Genomic DNA, 20234 nt, shown 5'->3' with positions numbered 1-20234 from the left:
GACGGCAAAAGAAAAGTAACTTGTTGCCGCCTCTTTTTTTATGTTGTATTGTTTTCCCGGAAATGGCAAAAACACCTTGAATTTTGCAGAGAATGCGGTTATTATTACACTAGGCAGAAATTCGATTTTCGTCAAATTTTAATAATGGAGGACAGCAAAATGACTAAATCAGCACAAACGTCAGCAATGAGAAGAATCAATGAATTGCTTGATGACAACAGCTTTGTTGAAGTCGGCGCCTATATGACTGCCAGAAGCACTGACTTTAACATGCAGGCTCAGGAAACTCCGGCCGACGGCGTGGTTACCGGCTACGGTACCGTTGAGGGAGCCCTTGTGTATGTGTACAGCCAGGATGCAGCCGTTATGGGCGGCTCCGTGGGTGAGATGCATGCAAAAAAGATCGAGAATCTCTATGGCATGGCCATGAAGATGGGCGCTCCGGTGGTAGGCCTGATCGATTGTGCAGGCTTAAGGCTTCAGGAAGGTCTGGACGCATTAAACGGGTTCGGAAGACTGTACGGATGCCAGACCCTGGCTTCCGGCGTGATCCCGCAGATCCAGGCAGTGTTCGGAAACTGCGGCGGCGGTATGGCAGTGGCTTCTGCAATGGCTGACTTCACCTTCATGGAAGATAAGGCAAAGTTATTTGTCAACGCTCCCAATGCCATCGCTGAGAACGATACAGATACATCCAGCGCAAAGTTCCAGAGCGAGGAAGCCGGCAACGTGTGCATGACAGGGACCGAGGAGGACATCCTGGCACAGATCCATACGCTGATCTCCGTACTTCCGGCCAACAACGAAGACGATATGTCCTATGATGAGTGCGCCGACGACCTGAACCGGATGTGTGAGGGCCTGGAGAACTGTGTGGGAGATACAGCCCTTGCCCTGGCCATGATCTCTGATGACAGCTTCTATATGGAACTTAAGAAGGAATATGCTCCCAGCATGGTGACTGCGTTCATCCGCTTAAACGGCACCACCGTGGGCTGTGTGGCCAACCGCACAGAGAGTTATGAGGAGGGAGAAAAAACAGCAGAGTACGAGACAGGCCTGACAGCCAGAGGCTGTGAAAAAGCCGCAGATTTCGTGAATTTCTGCGATGCCTTCAATATCCCGGTACTTACAATGGTGAACGTAAACGGATATAACAGCTGCAAATGCACAGAAAAGAAGATCGCCAAGGCGGCTGCCCGTCTGGCCCATGCCTTTGCAAACGCAGATGTGCCCAAGGTGACAGTGATCGCCGGACAGGCATTCGGTACTGCCGGACTTGTTATGAACAGTAAATCCATTGGCTCCGATATCGTTTACGCATGGAAGAATGCTTCCATTGGCATGATGGAGGCCGTTCCGGCTGTGAAGATCATGTATGCAGAGGAGATCTCCGGATCTGACAATGCGGCTGCCTTGATCAGCGAAAAGGCTGCCCAGTACAGCGAGCTGCAGGCCAGCGCCATGGCTGCGGCCAGAAGAGGCTATGTGGATGACATCATCGATGCGGCTGATACAAGAAAACGCGTGATCGCAGCAATGGAAATGCTGTTCACAAAGAGAGAGGATCGTCCGGCCAAAAAGCACGGTACGGTCTAAGGCGAGGTGGCAGATATATGAAACAGAATATTAAAAGAATCTGGCTTGCCCTCTGTATGGCAGTATGCCTGTTCGCCCTTTCTGCCTGCTCCAGCGCAGAAGCGGATACGGCAGAGGAGATGGACCCGTCTCTGGTGATGACGCTCCAGCAGGGCACCCAGCAGTATCTGGATCTGTTTGCCGCAATGGGAGACGAGGATCTGGATAATGCTCTGGCTGCCAGTGAAAAGAACAAGGATACAGTAATGCAGAGCGCCCTGAATTCCTGGAAGTCCGTAAAGGGCGACCTGGGAGCGCTGGTTTCCAGCGAGGCGGCAGAGGTTGAAATTGTGGACGACGGCTATGTGGCCAGGATCCCGGCGGTATTTGAAAAAAGAAACGCAGACTTTTCTGTAATCGTGGATGAGGATCTTGCAAATATCACTTCCATTACGATCTCTCCGGAATATACCACTGGAGAAAAGCTTTCCAAGGCTGGTATGAATACCCTTATGGGCATGGGAGTCGTATTCCTGGTTCTGATCTTCATCAGCTGGCTCATCAGCATGTTCAAGTACATCAGCGTATTTGAAGCAAAGATGAAGCAGAAGAAGGCTCCGGCCCCGTCAGCAGCTCCGGCAGCGGTTCCCGCCCCGGCTCCGGCAGCAGTTCCCGCTCCGGCTCCGGCAGCAGCCCCGGCTGAGGAGGCCTGTGACGATACGGAGCTGGTATCCGTGATCGCTGCAGCCATCGCGGCTTCCGAAGGCAGAGAGTCTGCCGACGGCCTTATTGTTCGTTCCATTAAGCGTGTTCCCAACAGGAACTGGAAATAACCCATCATCAGGAGGAAATGAAAATGAAAAATTATACCATCACAGTTAATGGCAATGTATATGAAGTAACCGTAGAAGAAGGCTTCACAGGAAAGGCAGCAGCTCCGAAAGCAGCGGCTCCCGTACAGGCACCCAAGGCCGCTCCGGCTCCGGCAGCAGCCCCGGCTCCTGCGGCAGCTCCCGCTGGTGCAGCAGGAAGCGTTGCAGTGACAGCTCCCATGCCCGGAAAGATCCTTGGCGTGAAGGCGTCCGCAGGCCAGGCAGTGAAAAAAGGCCAGGTGATCGTGATCCTCGAGGCCATGAAGATGGAAAACGAGATTGTAGCACCCCAGGACGGCACCGTAGCTACCATCAATGTGGCTGTTGGTGATTCTGTTGAGCCGGGCGCAACTCTGGCTACATTAAACTAATCGTCTGCTGACTGCAGATTCCATATGGAGGGATTAAAATGGAATATATTCAAAGTACACTTTTGAATCTTGTCCAGCAGACAGCATTCTTAAATCTGACATTCGGCAACATGATCATGATCTTTGTGGCATTTATCTTCCTTTACCTTGCCATTAAAAAAGGTTTTGAGCCTCTGCTGCTTGTCCCGATTTCCTTTGGTATGCTGCTCGTGAATATCTATCCGGATATCATGCTGAGCATTGAGGATTCATCCAATGGCGTTGGAGGACTTCTCCATTACTTCTATTTGCTGGATGAGTGGAGCATCCTCCCGTCCCTGATCTTCATGGGCGTAGGCGCTATGACTGACTTCGGACCACTGATCGCGAACCCCAAGAGCTTCCTTCTGGGCGCGGCCGCACAGTTCGGTATTTATGCTGCTTACTTCCTTGCGATCTTCATGGGCTTCAACGACAAGGCAGCTGCTGCCATCTCCATCATCGGCGGCGCTGACGGTCCTACCTCTATCTTCCTGGCCGGCAAGCTGGGACAGACGGAATTCATGGGCCCTATTGCCGTTGCCGCTTACTCCTACATGGCCCTGGTACCCATCATCCAGCCGCCGATCATGAAGCTTCTGACCACAGAAGAGGAGAGAAAGATCAAGATGGAGCAGCTCCGTCCGGTGTCCAAACTGGAGAAGATCCTGTTCCCCATCATCGTTACTGTTGTTGTGTGTCTGATCTTACCGACGACCGCACCGTTGGTTGGTATGCTGATGGTCGGCAACCTGTTCCGTGAGTCTGGCGTTGTAAAGCAGCTTCAGGAGACTGCCTCCAACGCCCTCATGTATATCGTAGTTATCGTTCTGGGTCTTTCCGTGGGAGCAACTACCAGCGCTGAGGCGTTCTTAAAGATGACCACGATTAAGATCGTTATCCTGGGTCTGGTAGCCTTCGCCTTTGGTACGGCTGCAGGCGTGATCTTCGGTAAGATCATGTGTAAGGTGACCGGAGGAAAGGTAAATCCGCTGATCGGTTCTGCCGGTGTATCCGCAGTTCCCATGGCGGCCCGTGTATCCCAGAAGGTTGGTTCTGAGGCAGATCCCACCAACTTCCTTCTGATGCACGCCATGGGCCCCAACGTGGCAGGCGTGATCGGTACCGCCGTAGCCGCCGGCACATTCATGGCTATTTTCGGAATACAGTAAAGGGCGGCGTAAGCCGCCCGCTACGCAAACGTAGCGAAGCGGAGTTCGCGTTTTCCCGTTCGGCGGCGTAAGCCGCTTATGGAAGGTTTTCACTTGATAATTTTCAGGAGGTAAAAATAAAATGGCAGAAGTTCAGAAAAAGCCGGTAAAGATCGTTGAGACTGTTCTTCGTGACGCTCACCAGTCCTTACTTGCCACAAGAATGTCCACAGACCAGATGCTTCCCATCGTTGATAAGATGGATAAGGTCGGCTACTATGCAGTGGAATGCTGGGGCGGCGCCACCTTTGACGCAAGCCTTCGTTTCTTAAAAGAAGATCCCTGGGAGAGACTGAGAAAGTTAAGGGACGGCTTTAAGAATACAAAGCTCCAGATGCTGTTCCGCGGACAGAATATTTTAGGTTATAACCATTATGCAGATGATGTGGTAGAGTATTTCGTACAGAAATCCATTGCCAACGGTATCGATATCATCCGTATCTTCGACTGCTTAAACGATATCAGAAACCTGGAAACAGCTGTAAAGGCTACCAACAAGGAAAAGGGCCATGCCCAGATCGCTTTAAGCTATACCCTTGGCGACGCCTATACTCTGGATTACTGGAAGAACATTGCCCGCGAGATCGAGGAAATGGGTGCAGATTCCTTGTGTATCAAGGATATGGCCGGACTTCTGACTCCGTATAAGGCAGCAGAGCTGGTACAGGCCTTAAAGGAAGGAACAAAGCTTCCCATCGACCTGCATACCCACTACACCTCCGGCGTTGCTTCCATGACTTACTTAAAGGCTGTGGAAGCAGGCTGCGATATCATCGACTGTGCAATGTCCCCGCTGGCTCTTGGTACTTCCCAGCCTGCTACGGAGGTTATGGTTGAGACCTTCCGCGGCACTCCCTATGATACCGGATATGACCAGAACCTTTTAGCTGAGATCGCCGACTACTTTACACCGATCCGTGAAGAGGCTTTAAAGAGCGGCCTTTTAAACCCGAAGGTACTGGGCGTAAACATCAAGACTCTTCAGTACCAGGTACCGGGCGGAATGCTTTCCAACCTGGTGAGCCAGTTAAAGGAAGCTGGACAGGAAGACAAGTACCGCGCAGTTCTGGAGGAGATCCCGAGAGTAAGAAAAGACTTCGGCGAGCCGCCGTTGGTTACTCCGTCTTCCCAGATCGTAGGTACCCAGGCTGTTATGAACGTACTGGCAGGCGAGCGGTACAAGATGGTTCCCAAGGAGTCCAAGAAGATCATGATGGGCGAATTTGGCCAGACTGTAAAGCCGTTCAACAAGGAAGTACAGAAAAAGATCATCGGCGATGCGACACCCATCACCTGCCGTCCGGCCGATCTGATCCCGCCGCAGCTTCCTAAGTTCGAGAAGGAATGTGCCCAGTGGAAGCAGCAGGATGAGGATGTTTTATCTTATGCCCTGTTCCCGGCCGTGGCCAAGGACTTCTTCGAGTACCGTGAAGCCCAGCAGACCGGCGTGGATCCGAAAAAGGCAGATAAGGAAAACAAGGTATATCCCGTCTAGTCCATAGACAGATCCGGCGGGGAGCGTTTGCTTCCCTCTGGAAAAGGCCCTCCGGCCCGTGCAGAAGCACTGTCCGGAGGGTTTTTGTATGTACGCGGACAGCGGACCAAAGTCCGTCCGGCACAGGACCCGGCGCCTGTGCCTTTCCATATCCGTGTTTTCTTAAGAAAACCTTACAAATTCCCCGTAAAACCGCGGCAAAAATATGAAGTTTCCTTCCTGAGGTTGACAGGAAACTCCCTTTGTCATTATAATAACGTATAGTGTCATTTTTAGACAGAACTGGAAAATGGCAGAATAGAAAAATGACCATAAAGAAAGAGAGAAGAAGGATGAAAAAAAGAGGGAGACGGATCCTGGCGGCTCTGACGGCTGTGCTTTTACTGGCTGAATCCGTGAGCGGCACAGGGATCATTGCAGACTATCCCGGAACGATATACGCAGAGACACAGAGATCGGCCATAGTAAATGCAACCACACTGAATGTAAGAAGCGGCCCAGGCACAGGAAATTCCGTTGTAAGGAAGCTGTCCTACGGAGCCCCTGTGACTGTGGTGGGACAGGAGACAGCTTCTGACGGCGTACTCTGGTATAAGCTTCAGTTTACGGCTGGAGGGAAGAGTATGGAGGGCTATGCTTCCTCCGAATACATAAAATTTCCGGTTTCCTACACCACGGACCCCCAGTTCGAGGCGTATATGACCAGTCAGGGCTTTCCGGAAAGCTATAAGGAATCCTTACGTGTCCTTCATGCTGAATTCCCGTCCTGGGTATTCCAGGTGCAGAATACGGGCCTGGACTGGAACGATGCCGTCAATAATGAGAGCATCGTAGGAGCCAATCTGGTTTCCACCAACAGCCTGTCCTCCTGGAAGTCTACGGAATATGGAGCGTATGACTGGAATACGGGGAAATGGACCGGTTTTGACGGACCCAGCTGGGTAGCGGCTTCCAGGGATATTGTCAGCTATTATATGGATCCCAGGAATTTTTTAAATGAGATCTATGTATTCCAGTTCCTGCTGCAGTCCTACGATGGGGCCCACCAGACGCGGGAGGGGCTTCAGAGTCTGGTTTCGGGTACGTTCCTGGAAAAATCCACAGGCCAGGGAGACGGAAATCCTCCATCGGCACAGGAAGGTCAGAATAACCAGCAGGATTCCGGGCAGAATGGAAGTGACGGGGGCGGGACTCCCCTTCCTCCCGGACAGAATTACGGCCCTGGAATGGACATGGGGAGCAGTGGAAATATTTCCCAGAACGCACCGTCCGGAGACGCCGCCCAGAGCTCGCCCCAGGGAGTGGGAGGCCAGAAGCCGGATGTGAGCCTGGAAGGTCCTTCTGCGGTGGTCAGTGCCAGAGAAACCCAGGTCCTGGCCCTTCCCAACGTGGAATATGGCCCTGGAATGGACGCTTCTGTGATCACAGGAGACAGCACAGGTGCGTCAGAAACGTCGCCGGTGCCGTCGGGCCAGAGCTATGTGGATATCATTATGAATGCAGGAGCCCAGTCCGGTGTGAATCCCTATGTTCTGGGAGCCATGATCCTCCAGGAGCAGGCCAATGGCACTTCCGGCAGCATCTCGGGAACCACTGCCGGCTACCAGGGGATCTATAATTTCTTTAATATCGGGGCATACCAGACGGATTCCATGTCCGCTGTCACCAGAGGCCTGTGGTACGCGTCCCAGGCAGGAAATTATGGACGGCCCTGGAATTCCATCGAGAAGTCTATCCTGGGAGGAGCTCTTTATTATGGAGAGAATTTTGTTTCCCAGGGACAGGATACATTTTATCTGAAAAAGTTTAATGTACAGGGCAGTAATCTTTATAAGCACCAGTACATGACCAATGTGGAGGGAGCCGCCGGAGAAGGGGCCAAGCTCTCCAGAGCATACACAGATGCAATGAAAAAGGAGCCCCTGGTATTTAAGATCCCGGTATTCAACAATATGCCGGAGGCGGCCTGCCCCAAACCTGAGACAACTGGAAGTCCCAACAATAAGCTGGCTTCTCTGGAGGTGGAGGGGTATTCCCTTACTCCTACCTTTAATAAGGACACAGAAAGCTACGACGTGATCGTAAATCCGTCGGTGGGACAGATCTCAGTGAAGGCCGGGACCATCGATTCCAAAGCGTCTGTTTCCGGCACTGGGACCATAAGCCTGCAAAGCGGTAATAATACGATCTCGATAGAGGTAAAGGCAGAAAACGGCAGCGTCCGCACATACAGGCTCAATGTGGTACGCCAGTCGGATGCTCCGGTGGCCAATGTGCCGTCGGGCGGAGAAAACGCCCAGAGCAGCGGAGGAAATACGTCCGGACCTGGAAGTACAGGGAACGTTGTGATCATCCGGCCATCGGGCCAGGGAAATTCCCCCGAAAGCCAGAGCGCGGATGTGGTCATCGGCGTTTCCCCTTCATAAGGACGCCCATGGACCGGGGAAACCGGATAAAGTAAGGAGAATATAAGATATGAACAGGATAATAAAGAAAATGACAGTGGTATTCCTGTCTCTGGCGATCACGCTTCTGGCGTTTCCGGCAGGGATCCTGACTGCCTATGCGGGGGCTGGAAAGATCACCTTTTCCGATCCGACGGCATCAGTGGGAAATCAGGTATCTGTCACCATGAAGATCGCCTCTTCGGATGGCACGGCTCTCAATAAAGCAGATGTGATGCTGGAATACGATGCCCAGTCCCTGGAATTCCTGAGCGGGACCAGCGCCAACGGCGGGGCGGGGAATGTCCGTGTGGTTGGGGATGCGGAGGCAGCCAGCCAGACGACCTTCAGCTTTACGCTGAAGTTTAAGGCCCTGAAGGCCGGGACCTCGTCCATCACCGTTAAATCCCAGGAGGTATACGATGCCAATGGGCAGGCAGTGACCATTTCCCATACGGGTAATTCTGCTGTAAAGGTCAGCGGGGGCTCCGACGCTTCCCAGGACGCTTCCCTGGGATCCCTGACTGTTTCACCAGGGACCCTGAGTCCGGAATTTTCAGCAGAGGTGACGGAGTACACGGCTGCCGTTCCGGCGGATGTGGAGAAGATCACAGTCAGCGCTCCGGCCAATGACGGGAAAGCAAACGTATCTGTGGAGGGAGCTGAAGATCTCCAGCCAGGCGAAAATAAGGTGGTCTGCACAGTTACCGCAGAGGATGGAAGCACGAAAAAAACGTACACCATCACGGTTACCAGAGGCGGAGACAGCTCTGCGGAAGAGACGGAGCCGTCTGCGGAGGCCAGTTCCCCCGAGGGCACGCCTCACAACGTGGAGGATGGAAACTGGACCGTGGCTGAAACCTTTGATGCAGAAACTCTTCCCGAGGGCTTTTCTGTAACAGAATATGAGTATCAGGGAGCCACAGTCCAGGCAGGAACCAATGACCAGGGCGTGATCCTCCTTTATATGACCGATGAAGATGGAAACGGAGATTTCTTTGTATATGATCCCCAGGAAGATATCCTTTCCCCATATGTAACAGTCCGCATGGCAGAAAAGACCATTATCGTTCTGTCTCCGGAAAATATCCCAGAGGGGACAGAGCTTCCCGACGGATTCCGGGAATGCACCATCGATATCGGAGAACATACGGTACATGGCTGGATCTGGAACAGCCAGGATGGCGGGACACCGGAATACTGCATCGTTTACGGCCAGAACGCAGACGGGGAGCAGAACTTCTACCGCTACGACCAGAAGGAAATGACCCTCCAGAGATTCTTCCAGGATCCGGAGGCAGAGGAGCTCCGGGCAGTCAATGAGAAGGTGGTCGGAGAGTATAACAGCCTGGTGGAGGACTACACAGTCCGCGGATATATGATCGCCGGTCTGTTTGCCGTATGCATTATCCTGGCGATCATCCTTATCATTCTCCTGCTGACCAGAAAGCCTGGAGGAACGTACCGGGAGGAAAAGCCGAAAAAATCGGCAGGAAAACCGGACGCATATTCCAGAGAAGGCTCCAGGCCGGGAAAGACAAAGGAACCCAGAAGGACCCAGGCGAAAAAATGGACAGACCAGGACCTGGAGGATCTGGATCTGGAGGAAGAGGAACGGGCCTTTGTAAAGCATAAGGCCCCGGTCCGTCATCCGGCGTCGGATCAGGGGACAGGAAGGAGGACTGCCAGTGTCCCGGAGGCGGAAGCCCCGGTAAGACAGGAGACGCCCGCTCCGGTTTCCAGCGCACCGGTGAAGGAACAGATCCCAGAAAAGGCAGCTCCATTCAAAGAAGAAGACCAGGACGATGATTTTGAATTTATCGATCTGGATCTGTAAAGCTGTACCGTTCAGCCGTCCGGAGATCCGGACAGGCAGGCGTACGGCGGAAGGGCTGTGCAGCACACACATAAAATAGAATGGATTGCAAACTCCCCCCGATTCGGGTATAATGGACACGTTCGCTGTCTAAAAAACCGAATAGAGGGGAGCATTTGTTATGAAAGAAAGAAGCAGCTTTACCAGCCGTATCGGCTTTGTCCTTGCGGCGGCCGGTTCTGCAGTGGGACTGGGAAATATGTGGAGGTTTCCATATCTGGCAGCAAAATATGGAGGGGGAGCCTTCCTGATCACATACGTTCTTCTGGCTGTGACCTTTGGATTTACGCTTATGATCACAGAGGTTGCCATGGGAAGAAGGACCCGCATGTCATGCATCGAAGCTTTTGGAAGCCTGAACCGCCGCTTTGCGCCCCTGGGCTGGCTGGCAGCCCTGATCCCGGTGATCATCGCGCCCTATTACTGTGTGATCGGCGGCTGGGTCGTTAAGTATTTTGTGGAATTTGTCCGGGGAAACGGTATGGCCGTATCCAGCGACACGTATTTTGGAGATTTTATCAGCATGGCCGGCAGCGGGATCCTGGAAAATCCGCTGCTTTGGTTCGTGATCTTTGTGCTCCTTACGGCAGTGGTGGTGCTCCTGGGCGTTGATACGGGAGTGGAAAAGGCCAGCAGCGTCATGATGCCGGTGCTAGTGCTGCTTTCCGTAGGGATCTCTGTTTACTGTATGACTCTCCCGGGAGCCGCAGAGGGATTAAAGTATTATCTCCTTCCGGATTTTGCGGACTTTTCCCTGACCACAGTGCTGGCGGCCATGGGCCAGTTGTTTTATTCCATGTCCTTAGCCATGGGGATCATGATCACCTATGGCTCCTATATGAAAAAAGAGGATGATCTGGAGAGTTCCGTGGGCCAGATCGAGATCTTCGATACGGGGATCGCTTTTCTGGCAGGACTTATGATCGTTCCCGCAGTAGTGGCCTTTAACGGAGGGGACGCGTCCCTGATCCAGGGAAAGGCCGGTCCGGGACTGATGTTCGGGGTGCTGCCCAAGGTATTTGAATCCTTCCCGCTGGGAGGAGCTGTGGGAGCCATGTTTTTCCTGCTGGTATTTTTTGCGGCCCTTACCTCGTCCATTTCCCTGCTGGAGACGGTGGTATCGATCCTTACGGATAAAATGCGGCTCACCAGGAAAAAGGCCACGATCCTTTCCACTGCCGGGATTCTGATCCTGGGGATCCCGTCCTGTCTGGGCTATGGTCCCTGGGGCCACATTACAGTATTAAAGATGCAGTTCCTGGACTTCTTTGATTTTATATCCAACTCCGTGATGATGCCCATTGTGGCCATTGGAACGTGTATCCTGGTGGGACATGTGGTAGGAAGCCGGTATATTGAGGAGGAGGTGGAGTCCTCCGGCACCTTTAAGAGAAAGAAGATGTACCGGATCATGATCAGGTACGTGGCTCCGGTGATGCTGGCAGCGATCCTGGCAGGAGAGGTCCTTAAATATTTTGGCATTATCAGTATTTAATGGAAAATTTTCCTTTTATATTTGGGAAAGATATGGTAAGATACTATATTATCATGTAAAACAGATAGAAATACAGGAACATAAATGGAGGAATCACTATGGCGGAAAATATAAAACCGGCAGAGGAAACGAAAGAAACAGTTTCTAAAAATTTTATTGAACAGGAAATCGATAAAGACCTGGCGGAGGGCGTATATGACCATGTCCAGACGAGATTCCCACCGGAGCCCAACGGATATCTCCACATCGGACATGCCAAGTCCATTATCCTGAATTCGGGACTGGCAAAGGAATACGGCGGAAAATTCAATCTCCGTTTTGATGATACGAACCCCACGAAGGAAAAAACGGAGTATGTGGAGTCCATCATAAACGACGTGAAATGGCTGGGCGCGGAATTTGAGGACAGGCTGTTTTTTGCGTCTGACTACTTTGACGCAATGTATGAGTGTGCAGTCCATCTGATCAAAAAAGGAAAAGCGTTCGTCTGCGACCTTTCGGCCGATGAGATCCGGGAATACCGGGGAGATTTCAATACTCCGGGAAAAAACAGCCCCTACCGGGACAGAACGGTGGAGGAGAACCTGAAGCTCTTTGAAGAAATGAAGAACGGCGTGTATAAGGACGGGGAAAAGGTGCTCCGCGCCAAGATCGATATGGCGTCCCCCAACATCAATATGAGAGATCCGGTGATCTACCGTGTGGCCCGTATGAGCCATCATAACACTGGAGACAAGTGGTGCATTTATCCCATGTACGACTTTGCCCATCCCATCGAGGATGCCATCGAGCATATCACCCACTCCATCTGTACCCTGGAATTCGAGGATCACAGACCGCTTTATGACTGGGTGGTAAGAGAGTGTGGATTTGAGAATCCGCCGCGTCAGATCGAGTTTGCAAAGCTGTACCTGACCAATGTGGTCACAGGAAAACGCTACATCAAGAAGCTGGTGGAGGACGGGATCGTGGACGGCTGGGACGATCCGCGCCTGGTGACCATCGCTGCTCTCAGAAGGAGAGGCTACACGCCGGAATCCCTGCGGATGTTTGTGGATCTGGTGGGCGTTTCCAAGGCCAACAGCTCTGTGGATTACGCAATGCTGGAATACTGCATCCGGGAGGACTTAAAGCTTAAGAGGCCCAGAATGATGGCGATCCTGGATCCGGTGAAGCTGGTGATCGACAACTATCCGGAAGGGCAGACGGAAATGCTGTCCGTACCCAATAACCTGGAAAATCCGGAAATGGGAGAACGCCAGGTTCCTTTCTCCAGAGAGCTTTATATTGAGCGTGAGGACTTTATGGAGGAGCCGCCGAAAAAATATTTCCGCCTGTTCCCGGGAAATGAGGTCCGCCTCATGAGCGCTTATTTCGTTACATGCACCAGCTTTGAGAAGGATGAAAATGGTAAGGTCACGGTGGTCCACTGTACCTACGATCCGGAGACAAAGAGCGGATCCGGCTTTAACGGCAGAAAGGTCAAGGGAACCATCCACTGGGTTTCTGCAGAACATGCAGGGCAGGTGGAGTGCCGCCTTTATGAGAACATCGTGGATGAGGAAAAGGGCAAGCTGAACGCAGACGGAACGCTGAACCTGAATCCCAATTCCAAAACTGTGACAATGGCTTACGTGGAGCCGGCGCTGATGGAGGCCAGGGCTTATGACAGCTTCCAGTTCGTAAGAAACGGCTTCTACTGCGTGGACTGCAAGGACAGCGAGGAAGGAAAGCCGGTTTATAACCGGATCGTTTCCTTAAAGAGCTCCTTCCGGCTTCCTAAGTAGGGTCTGGAGCAGACAGAGGAAAAACACAGACTGAGATACAAAAGAGGGATGCCCCTGGAAAAAGTTCCGGCGGACATCCCTTTCTGGTATCCAGGAAAAACGGAGGTAAAGATGGAGCTTATGATCCCATTGAGCAGCCAGGATCCCAGGCCGCTGTATGAACAGATCTACCAGTATATAAAAGGAGAGATCCGGAACGGAGGTCTGAAGCCCATGAAAAAGCTGCCCTCTTCCAGGGAACTGGCCAAAAGCCTGAGGGTCAGCCGCAGTACCACCCAGTCGGCTTATGAACAGCTTGTGGCCGAAGGATACCTGGAGGCGTCGTCGAGACGTGGATATTTTGTGGCCGGACTGGATGGGATCCTGCCCCCGGTCGCTCCGGAAAGACGGGCGGTACAGGAAATGTTTCCAGGCCGGAGGGATGGGGAGGCGCCGGATCTCCAGGAGAAAAAATGGAGAGTGGACTTTTCACCCAGGGGAATTGATCTGGATAGCTTCCCCTTTTCCACCTGGAGGCGGATCAGCCGGGCAGTCTTAAAGGAGGAGGACACGGAAATGTTCTTAAAGGGCAGTCCCCAGGGGGATCTTCTTCTGAGGGAGGCCATCCGGGACTACCTTCATGCAGCCCGGGGCGTAAATTGTACGGCGGAACAGATCATCATCGGCGCAGGGAACGAATATCTTCTGATCCTTTTATCCCAGCTTCTGGGCCGGGAGACCGGGATCGCCATGGAGGATCCCACCTATAAGCAGGCATACCGTGTTCTTGGGGGAATGGGCCATCCGGTTTTTCCTGTGGGAATGGATGACAGCGGCTTCCGGGTACAGGAGCTGGAGCGGCTTCCTGCATCCGCAGCCTATGTGATGCCGTCCCATCAGTTTCCCATGGGGATCGTCATGCCGGTGAAGCGGAGGCAGGAGCTTCTGGCCTGGGCCATGAAAGAGCCGGACCGCTATCTGATCGAGGACGACTACGATAGTGAATTCCGTTACAGGGGAAAGCCGATCCCGGCCCTTCAGGGCATGGATGACAGCGGAAGGGTCATTTATATGGGAACCTTTTCAAAGGCCATTGCGCCTGCCATCCGTGTGGGCTATCTGGTGCTCCCTCCCTCGCTGATGGAACGGTATGAAGAGCGGGGATGGTTCTACTCCTCCACAGTGTCCCGTGTAGACCAGCGGATCCTGGCGATGTTCATTGGAGGCGGCTATTTTGAACGCCATCTGAACCGGATGAGGGAGATCTATAAGGGGAAGCATGACCTGCTTCTGGCTTCCTTAAAGCCTCTGGAAAAGGAATTTGAGATCAGCGGAGAATATGCCGGCCTCCATGTTCTTCTTACCTGCCGCGGAGAGAGGACTGAGGAGCAGCTTGAGAAGGCGGCAGAAACGGAGGGGATCCGGGTCTATGGCTTATCGGGATCTTATATTGGAAAAAAGGATACAGAGAGCCGGACAGTGATCCTGGGATACGCCAGCCTGACAGAAGAGAAGATACAGGAAGGGGCAGCGGCTCTGGCTAAGGCCCTCTGCCCGTAGAAGATGAAGTTCCCTTTTCCCCTGCGGTTTTGCGGCTCCAAAAGAGGGAGGGAAAAACGCGCAGGGGAGAGAGGGATCAGATGTTTCCGAAGATCCGGTCCTCGATCAGATGAATCCCGTGCCAGAACATTTCGCAGACGGGCGTTTCCACCCCCAGCTCTTTTCCCAGGCGGACCACTGTACCTGCAAACATATCCACTTCTGTGTGCTTTCCGGCCTCCAGATCCTGGAGGGTGGAGGGCTTGTTCTGATATGGAAGGCGGCCGATGGTGTGTTCCTGCCGGTCGATCTCATTCTGGCCGATGTCCACCCCAAGCCGGTTGGCCACCCGGATCACCTCCCACATGGCGGCGCGGCGGAAATAGTTGGCGTCAGCGCTTTTCTGGAAGGCTCCGAAGGGAATGCCAAACATGGCACAGGTCATATTTTCTCCTACATTGCACATGAATTTAAACCACAGCCCTTTGATCATATCGGGATCGATCTTATAATCGATCCCGCAGCGGTCGAACAGCTCTTTGACGGCCAGGACTTTATCAGAAAAATGGCCGGGATCGTTTTTTTCTTCTCCGAAGTGGATCAGTCCTTTTTCCGGATCGAATTCGGCCTTTCCATCCTTCATGGCGATGCTGACGCGCATATAAGAATAGAGCACATGCTCCTGGCCGTACACATCTGCGGTCTGCTTTTCGCTGTCAATGCCATTGAGGACAGGAAGGATGATGGTTTCCGGTCCCACCTGGTATTTAATATCTTTTAGCGCCTGGGCAAGGTCATATCCCTTTACGGCTATGATCACCAGGTCGGAGGGCCCGTCGTTATCCTCCGGGGTGACGATAGGGAAACGGTAATTGATACCGTTTACAGTCACGCCCTTCTGCTCCAGACGGTCCTTTCTCGCTCCAGATGCCATGATACGGAATCCGGCTCCCAGCTTTTCAGAGATCCGTGGAGCAAAGAAGACCCCCATGGCCCCCAGACCGATCAAAGTCACTTTTTTCATTGGCTTCATAATCCTTTTCTCCCTTCGGTGCGATTCCTTATACAGGCGGCCGCATCCAATGCGCGGACCTGTGTAAATTTTATGTATATTTTATAATAAGAATATTCGGGTGTCAATCGTTCAAAGAAACCCCGGGGAGGGTACAGATTCTTTTTCTGTTTTGTTGACTTTTCGGATGAAAGCTGATATACTCAACCTAAGATATTGTGAAAAATGCATAGATAAAAAAGTAATGTGGGTGCTGTATAAATGGTACCCATATGTGCTGAAAAAAATATGGAATGCATTCCACAATATGGAATATCAGAACTACTAAAGTTTCTAAAAGAAACAAAATGAAGGAGGTGCGGTGAGTATATGTGGACTGGGCAGGAAATGACCTTAGCAGACGGTCTGATGATCTCGGCAGTGGGACTTCTGGTCGTGTTTGCGGCTCTTGCGGCGCTGGCGATCGCGGTCATCATCATTTCTAAGATCATCAATACGGCGGTCAAAGATAAGGCACCGAAGCAGGCGGCTGTGGCGGCGGCTCCGGCCCCGGCGCTGGATGAGGAATCCTATGCAGTGCTTCTCGCAGCAATCAGCGAGGAAGCCAGACTGTCGGGAGAAGAGTTCCGTGTTACAAGCATCAAAGAGCTGTAAGGTGAAGTGAGGACCGAAAAAGCAAACGAAAAAGTGAAAAAAGGAAAGGATGTATTTTATTATGAAATATGTAGCTACTTTAAACGGAAAAAAATATGAGATCGAGATCGAGAGAGTGGAAGAGTACAAGCCCCTGGACAGAGGCGTTACTGTGAACGCTCCGGCTCCCATCCTTGCAAAGGCAGCAGCTCCGGCTCCGGTCCCTGCAGCCCCGGCTCCCGCTCCGGCACCTGCACCAACCCCCGCTCCGGCACCTGCACCGGCAGCAGCTCCGGCTCCCGCAGCAGCAGGCGGACAGTCCGTAGATGCTCCCATGCCTGGTAAGATCCTGGATATCAAGGTGAAGGCCGGCGACGCTGTCAGCTTTGGACAGTGTGTAGTTGTTATGGAAGCCATGAAGATGGAGACTGAGATCGTTGCTCCGGCAGCAGGCACAGTTGCTTCCGTAAACGTAAGCGTAGGCGACGCTGTTGATACAGGCGCTGTTCTGGTGACCTTAAACTAATAGGAGGTGCCCCGTGAATATACTTTCAGTTTTTGGGGAGCTCCTGGCCCAGTCGGGTTTTGCCGCACTGACCTGGCAGCAGGCTGTCATGCTTCTCATTTCCTTCATTTTATTATATCTGGCGATCAAAAAGCAGTTTGAGCCGCTTCTTCTGCTGCCGATTGCCTTCGGTATGTTCCTCGCAAATCTGCCGCTGGCCGGCCTGATGAATGAGGCAGACAACTGGTATAACTCTGGTGTTTTACGGATCATTTACAGCGGCGTGAAATCCAGTCTGTTCCCGTGTCTGATCTTTATGGCCGTAGGTGCCATGACAGACTTCGGTCCCCTGATCGCAAACCCGGTGAGCCTTTTACTTGGCGCAGCCGCCCAGTTCGGCATCTACGTGGCTTTCCTTCTTGCCATGGCAACCGGACTGTTCACACCGGGACAGGCTGCCGCCATCGGTATCATTGGCGGTGCTGACGGCCCGACCGCTATTTACATTGCCAATAACCTGGCTCCGGAGCTGGTGGCTCCCATTGCAGTGGCCGCCTACTCCTATATGGCCCTGATTCCGCTGATCCAGCCGCCGATCATGAAGGCACTCACCACAAAGAAAGAGCGTCAGATCGTTATGAAGCAGCTGCGTAAGGTAAGTAAAGTGGAAAAGATCGTATTCCCCGTATTCGTGGTACTGTTCTGTTCCTTACTGCTTCCGTCCGTTGCTCCCCTGTTAGGTATGCTGATGCTGGGCAACCTGCTCCGTGAATCCGGAGTGACCGGAAGACTTTCCGATACTGCCCAGAACGCGCTGTGCAACATCGTTACCATCATGTTAGGCACCACCGTAGGCGCAACTGCCAACGGCGAGATCTTCTTACGTGTACAGACCATCGCCATCATCTGCATGGGCCTTCTGGCCTTCGCATTTGCGACCGTGGGCGGCGTCCTGTTCGGAAAGCTCCTTTGCGCGCTGACCGGAGGAAAGATCAACCCGCTGATCGGTTCCGCAGGCGTATCCGCAGTTCCCATGGCAGCCCGTGTATCCCAGACCGTCGGAGCCAAGGAAAATCCGACCAACTTCCTTCTGATGCACGCCATGGGCCCCAACGTAGCCGGAGTCATCGGCTCCGCCGTAGCCGCCGGGTATTTTATGCTGATGTTCGGTTAAGCAGAGAGCAGTGCGCAGGATTTCCGGCGGGAGTCTGCACCATGCTCGCATGAGTGCAGAGGAGCGACGGAAATCCTGCATAGGGCGAACGCCCGCGAGCGAGATGGAGCGAAGCGGAATCGAGCTTGCCGCACTGCGGACCAGGCCCCCCCAGGAAACTCCATCCCAGGAGTCTGCGTCATGCCTGCATAGAGCTCAACCGCCCGCGGCCCCTCACAAATAATATTTGACGATTCCATCAGAATTCGGTAGAATTATATCGTATACATAGTGTATTCATAGTATATTTTATAAAGGAGGCTTTATTGTGGCTAATAAAGTTATGTCATTACACGATGCCGTAGAGAAGTACGTTCATGACAACGACGTACTCTGCTTCGGCGGCTTCACCACCAACCGTAAACCTTATGCAGCAGTTTACGAGATCCTTCGTCAGGGAAAGACTGGTTTTGTAGGCTGGTCCGGACCGGCAGGCGGAGACTGGGATATGCTCATCGGCGAGGGCCGTATCAGAGCGTATATCAACTGCTATACCGCCAACTCCGGTTATACAAACGTGGCACGCCGCTTCCGTGCAGCCATTGAGAAGGGTGAGCTGACCTACGAGGATTACTCCCAGGACGTTCTGATGTTACAGCTTCACGCCGCTTCCTTAGGCCTTCCCTACCTCCCCGTAAGAATGATGCAGGGCTCCGGTCTTGTAAAATACTGGGGGATCAGCGAAGAGCAGAGAAAGACCATGGAAGGTGTTGACAACTTAAAATGCGCAGAGATCGAAAACCCGTTTGAGCCGGGCGAAAAGCTGTTAGCTGTTCCGGTTCCGAAGCTGGACTGCGCCATCATCCATGTTCAGCAGGCATCTCCTGATGGAACCTGCATTATCGAAGGCGATGAGTTCCATGATATCGACATTGCCATCGCTGCAAAGCGCACCATCGTAACCTGTGAGGAGATCGTAAGCGATGAGTATATCCGCCGCGATCCCACCAAGACAAGGATCTTCGGCGAGTGTGTAAACGCAGTTGTACGCGCACCCTACGGCGCATGGCCGTCCCAGTGCTACAACTACTACGACGATGATGATAAGGCACTGAAGGAGTACAACAAGGCCTCCATGTACTTAGACGAAGAGGACGCAAAGGCACAGCTCCAGAAGGCTGCCGACAAGGCTGCAAAGGCTGCCGCTGCCAAGCCGGAGGATGAGAAGTTAGCTGCTGCCGCTGAGGCTGCTGCCCAGGCTGCAAAGGACGCTGCCGACGGCACAAAGATCCCGGAGACCTTTAAGGATTACCTGCAGAAGTATGTATACGGCTGTAAGGATCAGGACGACCTTCTTAATGTTATCGGCGGTTCCCGTCTCATGGACCTTAAGAATGAGCCGCACCTTGGCTATTCTACCAGACACTAATTGAGGGGAGGAAAAAGAAAAATGGCTGATTATACAAAGTATACAAAACAGGAAATGCAGGCATATGCCATTGCAAAGAGCATTAAAGAAAATCAGATCGTTATCGTTGGCACAGGCCTTCCGCTCATTGGCGCTTCTCTTGCAAAGCGTGCGGTATGCCCCAGCTGCCATCCCATCGTAGAGAGCGGACTTATGGACTGTTCTCCGGTAGAGGTTCCGCGTTCTGTTGGCGATAACCGTTTCATGGCCCATTGTGCCGTTCAGTGGCCCAACGTCCGTTTCGTTGGCTTTGAGGCCAATGAGTGGCTCCATGACGAGGATCGTCTGATCGCCTTTATCGGCGGCGCACAGATCGACCCCTACGGAAACGTAAACTCCACATGTATCTTCGGAAAGGGTGACTATGTGAAGCCCCAGACCCGTTTCACAGGCTCCGGCGGTGCAAACGGAATCGCTACCTTCTGTAATACTGTGATCATGATGCAGCACCAGAAGAGAAGATTCATGGAGCATGTTGACTACATCACAAGCTGCGGCTGGATGGACGGCCCCGGAGGACGTGAGAGAGCAGGTCTTCCCGGAAACCGCGGTCCGCAGATGGTGGTTACAGACCTTGGTATCATGAAATTCGATGAAGAGACCAAGAGAATGTACCTGGCTTACTACTATCCATTCTCCAGCCCGGAAATGGTACAGGAGAACACCGGCTTTGAGATCGATGTGACCAGAGCTGAGCTCATGGAAGGCCCGGATCCGGAGATCATCCGCCTGATCCGTGAGGAGATCGATCCCGGCCAGGCATTCATCAAGGTTCCGAAGGAAAATAAATAAGCAACA

16 protein-coding genes are annotated in these 20234 nt (G+C 52.7%); 15 read left to right on the top strand and 1 reads right to left on the bottom strand.

The window, feature by feature from the left end; all coding sequences use genetic code 11:
- Positions 1-159: 159 nt before the first annotated feature.
- The 10 genes from ACI6NM_RS04430 to ACI6NM_RS04385 all read left to right on the top strand — a co-directional run bounded on the left by ACI6NM_RS04430 (position 160) and on the right by ACI6NM_RS04385 (position 14686).
- Positions 160-1599, top strand: coding sequence for an acyl-CoA carboxylase subunit beta (locus ACI6NM_RS04430; RefSeq protein WP_022274220.1), 1440 nt, complete (start codon positions 160-162; stop codon positions 1597-1599).
- A 17-nt stretch (positions 1600-1616) separates the two neighbouring features.
- Positions 1617-2411: an OadG family transporter subunit gene (locus tag ACI6NM_RS04425; protein WP_262428035.1), complete on the top strand. Its 795-nt coding sequence runs from the start codon at positions 1617-1619 to the stop codon at positions 2409-2411.
- A 23-nt stretch (positions 2412-2434) separates the two neighbouring features.
- Positions 2435-2821, top strand: coding sequence for a biotin/lipoyl-containing protein (locus tag ACI6NM_RS04420; RefSeq protein ID WP_262428034.1), 387 nt, complete (start codon positions 2435-2437; stop codon positions 2819-2821).
- A gap of 38 nt (positions 2822-2859) precedes the next feature.
- Positions 2860-4011: a sodium ion-translocating decarboxylase subunit beta gene (locus tag ACI6NM_RS04415; RefSeq protein WP_158358511.1), complete on the top strand. Its 1152-nt coding sequence runs from the start codon at positions 2860-2862 to the stop codon at positions 4009-4011.
- Between the two features lie 121 nt (positions 4012-4132).
- On the top strand, positions 4133-5545 hold the full coding sequence (locus tag ACI6NM_RS04410) for an oxaloacetate decarboxylase subunit alpha (protein ID WP_022272580.1): 1413 nt from the start codon (positions 4133-4135) through the stop codon (positions 5543-5545).
- Between the two features lie 332 nt (positions 5546-5877).
- Positions 5878-7971, top strand: coding sequence for an SH3 domain-containing protein (locus ACI6NM_RS04405; RefSeq protein ID WP_262428033.1), 2094 nt, complete (start codon positions 5878-5880; stop codon positions 7969-7971).
- 49 nt (positions 7972-8020) lie between these two features.
- On the top strand, positions 8021-9826 hold the full coding sequence (locus ACI6NM_RS04400) for a cadherin-like beta sandwich domain-containing protein (RefSeq protein WP_438501049.1): 1806 nt from the start codon (positions 8021-8023) through the stop codon (positions 9824-9826).
- A gap of 160 nt (positions 9827-9986) precedes the next feature.
- Positions 9987-11360 (top strand): sodium-dependent transporter, encoded by a 1374-nt coding sequence (locus tag ACI6NM_RS04395; protein WP_262428031.1) that lies wholly within the window; start codon positions 9987-9989, stop codon positions 11358-11360.
- Between the two features lie 98 nt (positions 11361-11458).
- Positions 11459-13147 (top strand): glutamine--tRNA ligase/YqeY domain fusion protein, encoded by a 1689-nt coding sequence (locus ACI6NM_RS04390; protein WP_158358507.1) that lies wholly within the window; start codon positions 11459-11461, stop codon positions 13145-13147.
- Between the two features lie 111 nt (positions 13148-13258).
- Positions 13259-14686 carry a MocR-like pyridoxine biosynthesis transcription factor PdxR gene (locus ACI6NM_RS04385; protein ID WP_262428030.1) on the top strand — a complete coding sequence of 476 codons (1428 nt, stop codon included), beginning with the start codon at positions 13259-13261 and terminating at the stop codon, positions 14684-14686.
- A 76-nt stretch (positions 14687-14762) separates the two neighbouring features.
- On the opposite strand, the gene ACI6NM_RS04380 is transcribed toward ACI6NM_RS04385, so the two are convergent.
- Positions 14763-15698 (bottom strand): ketopantoate reductase family protein, encoded by a 936-nt coding sequence (locus tag ACI6NM_RS04380; RefSeq protein WP_022272584.1) that lies wholly within the window; start codon positions 15696-15698, stop codon positions 14763-14765.
- A 348-nt stretch (positions 15699-16046) separates the two neighbouring features.
- On the opposite strand from ACI6NM_RS04380, the gene ACI6NM_RS04375 reads away from it, so the two are divergent.
- The 5 genes from ACI6NM_RS04375 (at position 16047) to gctB (ending at position 20228) form a co-directional block, all read left to right on the top strand.
- The gene (locus tag ACI6NM_RS04375) at positions 16047-16331 is read left to right on the top strand and encodes an OadG family transporter subunit (protein ID WP_158358504.1); all 285 of its coding nucleotides are present in this window, start codon (positions 16047-16049) and stop codon (positions 16329-16331) included.
- A 61-nt stretch (positions 16332-16392) separates the two neighbouring features.
- Positions 16393-16836 carry a biotin/lipoyl-containing protein gene (locus ACI6NM_RS04370; RefSeq protein WP_262428029.1) on the top strand — a complete coding sequence of 148 codons (444 nt, stop codon included), beginning with the start codon at positions 16393-16395 and terminating at the stop codon, positions 16834-16836.
- A gap of 13 nt (positions 16837-16849) precedes the next feature.
- On the top strand, positions 16850-17989 hold the full coding sequence (locus ACI6NM_RS04365) for a sodium ion-translocating decarboxylase subunit beta (RefSeq protein ID WP_262428028.1): 1140 nt from the start codon (positions 16850-16852) through the stop codon (positions 17987-17989).
- Positions 17990-18296: 307 nt separating this feature from the next.
- A complete protein-coding gene (locus ACI6NM_RS04360; RefSeq protein ID WP_022272579.1) occupies positions 18297-19397 on the top strand; it encodes a CoA transferase subunit A in 1101 nt (366 codons plus the stop codon).
- A gap of 21 nt (positions 19398-19418) precedes the next feature.
- Complete coding sequence (gctB, locus tag ACI6NM_RS04355) at positions 19419-20228, top strand: glutaconate CoA-transferase subunit B (protein ID WP_022272578.1); 810 nt, start codon at positions 19419-19421, stop codon at positions 20226-20228.
- Positions 20229-20234 lie beyond the last annotated feature (6 nt).

Origin of the sequence: Pilosibacter sp. YYHA0881 (assembly GCF_051602715.1) — a bacterium.
Classification (GTDB): Bacteria; Bacillota; Clostridia; order Lachnospirales; family Lachnospiraceae; genus Alitiscatomonas; species Alitiscatomonas aceti.
This window is presented reverse-complemented; position numbering and strand designations above follow the sequence as displayed.

Excerpts from the sequence above, each read along its gene's own strand:
- ACI6NM_RS04430 (WP_022274220.1), top strand. The coding sequence starts at position 160 with ATGACTAAATCAGCACAAACGTCAGCAATGAGAAGAATCAATGAATTG.
- ACI6NM_RS04425 (WP_262428035.1), top strand. The coding sequence starts at position 1,617 with ATGAAACAGAATATTAAAAGAATCTGGCTTGCCCTCTGTATGGCAGTA.
- ACI6NM_RS04420 (WP_262428034.1), top strand. The coding sequence starts at position 2,435 with ATGAAAAATTATACCATCACAGTTAATGGCAATGTATATGAAGTAACC.
- ACI6NM_RS04415 (WP_158358511.1), top strand. The coding sequence starts at position 2,860 with ATGGAATATATTCAAAGTACACTTTTGAATCTTGTCCAGCAGACAGCA.
- ACI6NM_RS04410 (WP_022272580.1), top strand. The coding sequence starts at position 4,133 with ATGGCAGAAGTTCAGAAAAAGCCGGTAAAGATCGTTGAGACTGTTCTT.
- ACI6NM_RS04405 (WP_262428033.1), top strand. The coding sequence starts at position 5,878 with ATGAAAAAAAGAGGGAGACGGATCCTGGCGGCTCTGACGGCTGTGCTT.
- ACI6NM_RS04400 (WP_438501049.1), top strand. The coding sequence starts at position 8,021 with ATGAACAGGATAATAAAGAAAATGACAGTGGTATTCCTGTCTCTGGCG.
- ACI6NM_RS04395 (WP_262428031.1), top strand. The coding sequence starts at position 9,987 with ATGAAAGAAAGAAGCAGCTTTACCAGCCGTATCGGCTTTGTCCTTGCG.
- ACI6NM_RS04390 (WP_158358507.1), top strand. The coding sequence starts at position 11,459 with ATGGCGGAAAATATAAAACCGGCAGAGGAAACGAAAGAAACAGTTTCT.
- ACI6NM_RS04385 (WP_262428030.1), top strand. The coding sequence starts at position 13,259 with ATGGAGCTTATGATCCCATTGAGCAGCCAGGATCCCAGGCCGCTGTAT.
- ACI6NM_RS04380 (WP_022272584.1), bottom strand. The coding sequence starts at position 15,698 with ATGAAGCCAATGAAAAAAGTGACTTTGATCGGTCTGGGGGCCATGGGG.
- ACI6NM_RS04375 (WP_158358504.1), top strand. The coding sequence starts at position 16,047 with ATGTGGACTGGGCAGGAAATGACCTTAGCAGACGGTCTGATGATCTCG.
- ACI6NM_RS04370 (WP_262428029.1), top strand. The coding sequence starts at position 16,393 with ATGAAATATGTAGCTACTTTAAACGGAAAAAAATATGAGATCGAGATC.
- gctB (WP_022272578.1), top strand. The coding sequence starts at position 19,419 with ATGGCTGATTATACAAAGTATACAAAACAGGAAATGCAGGCATATGCC.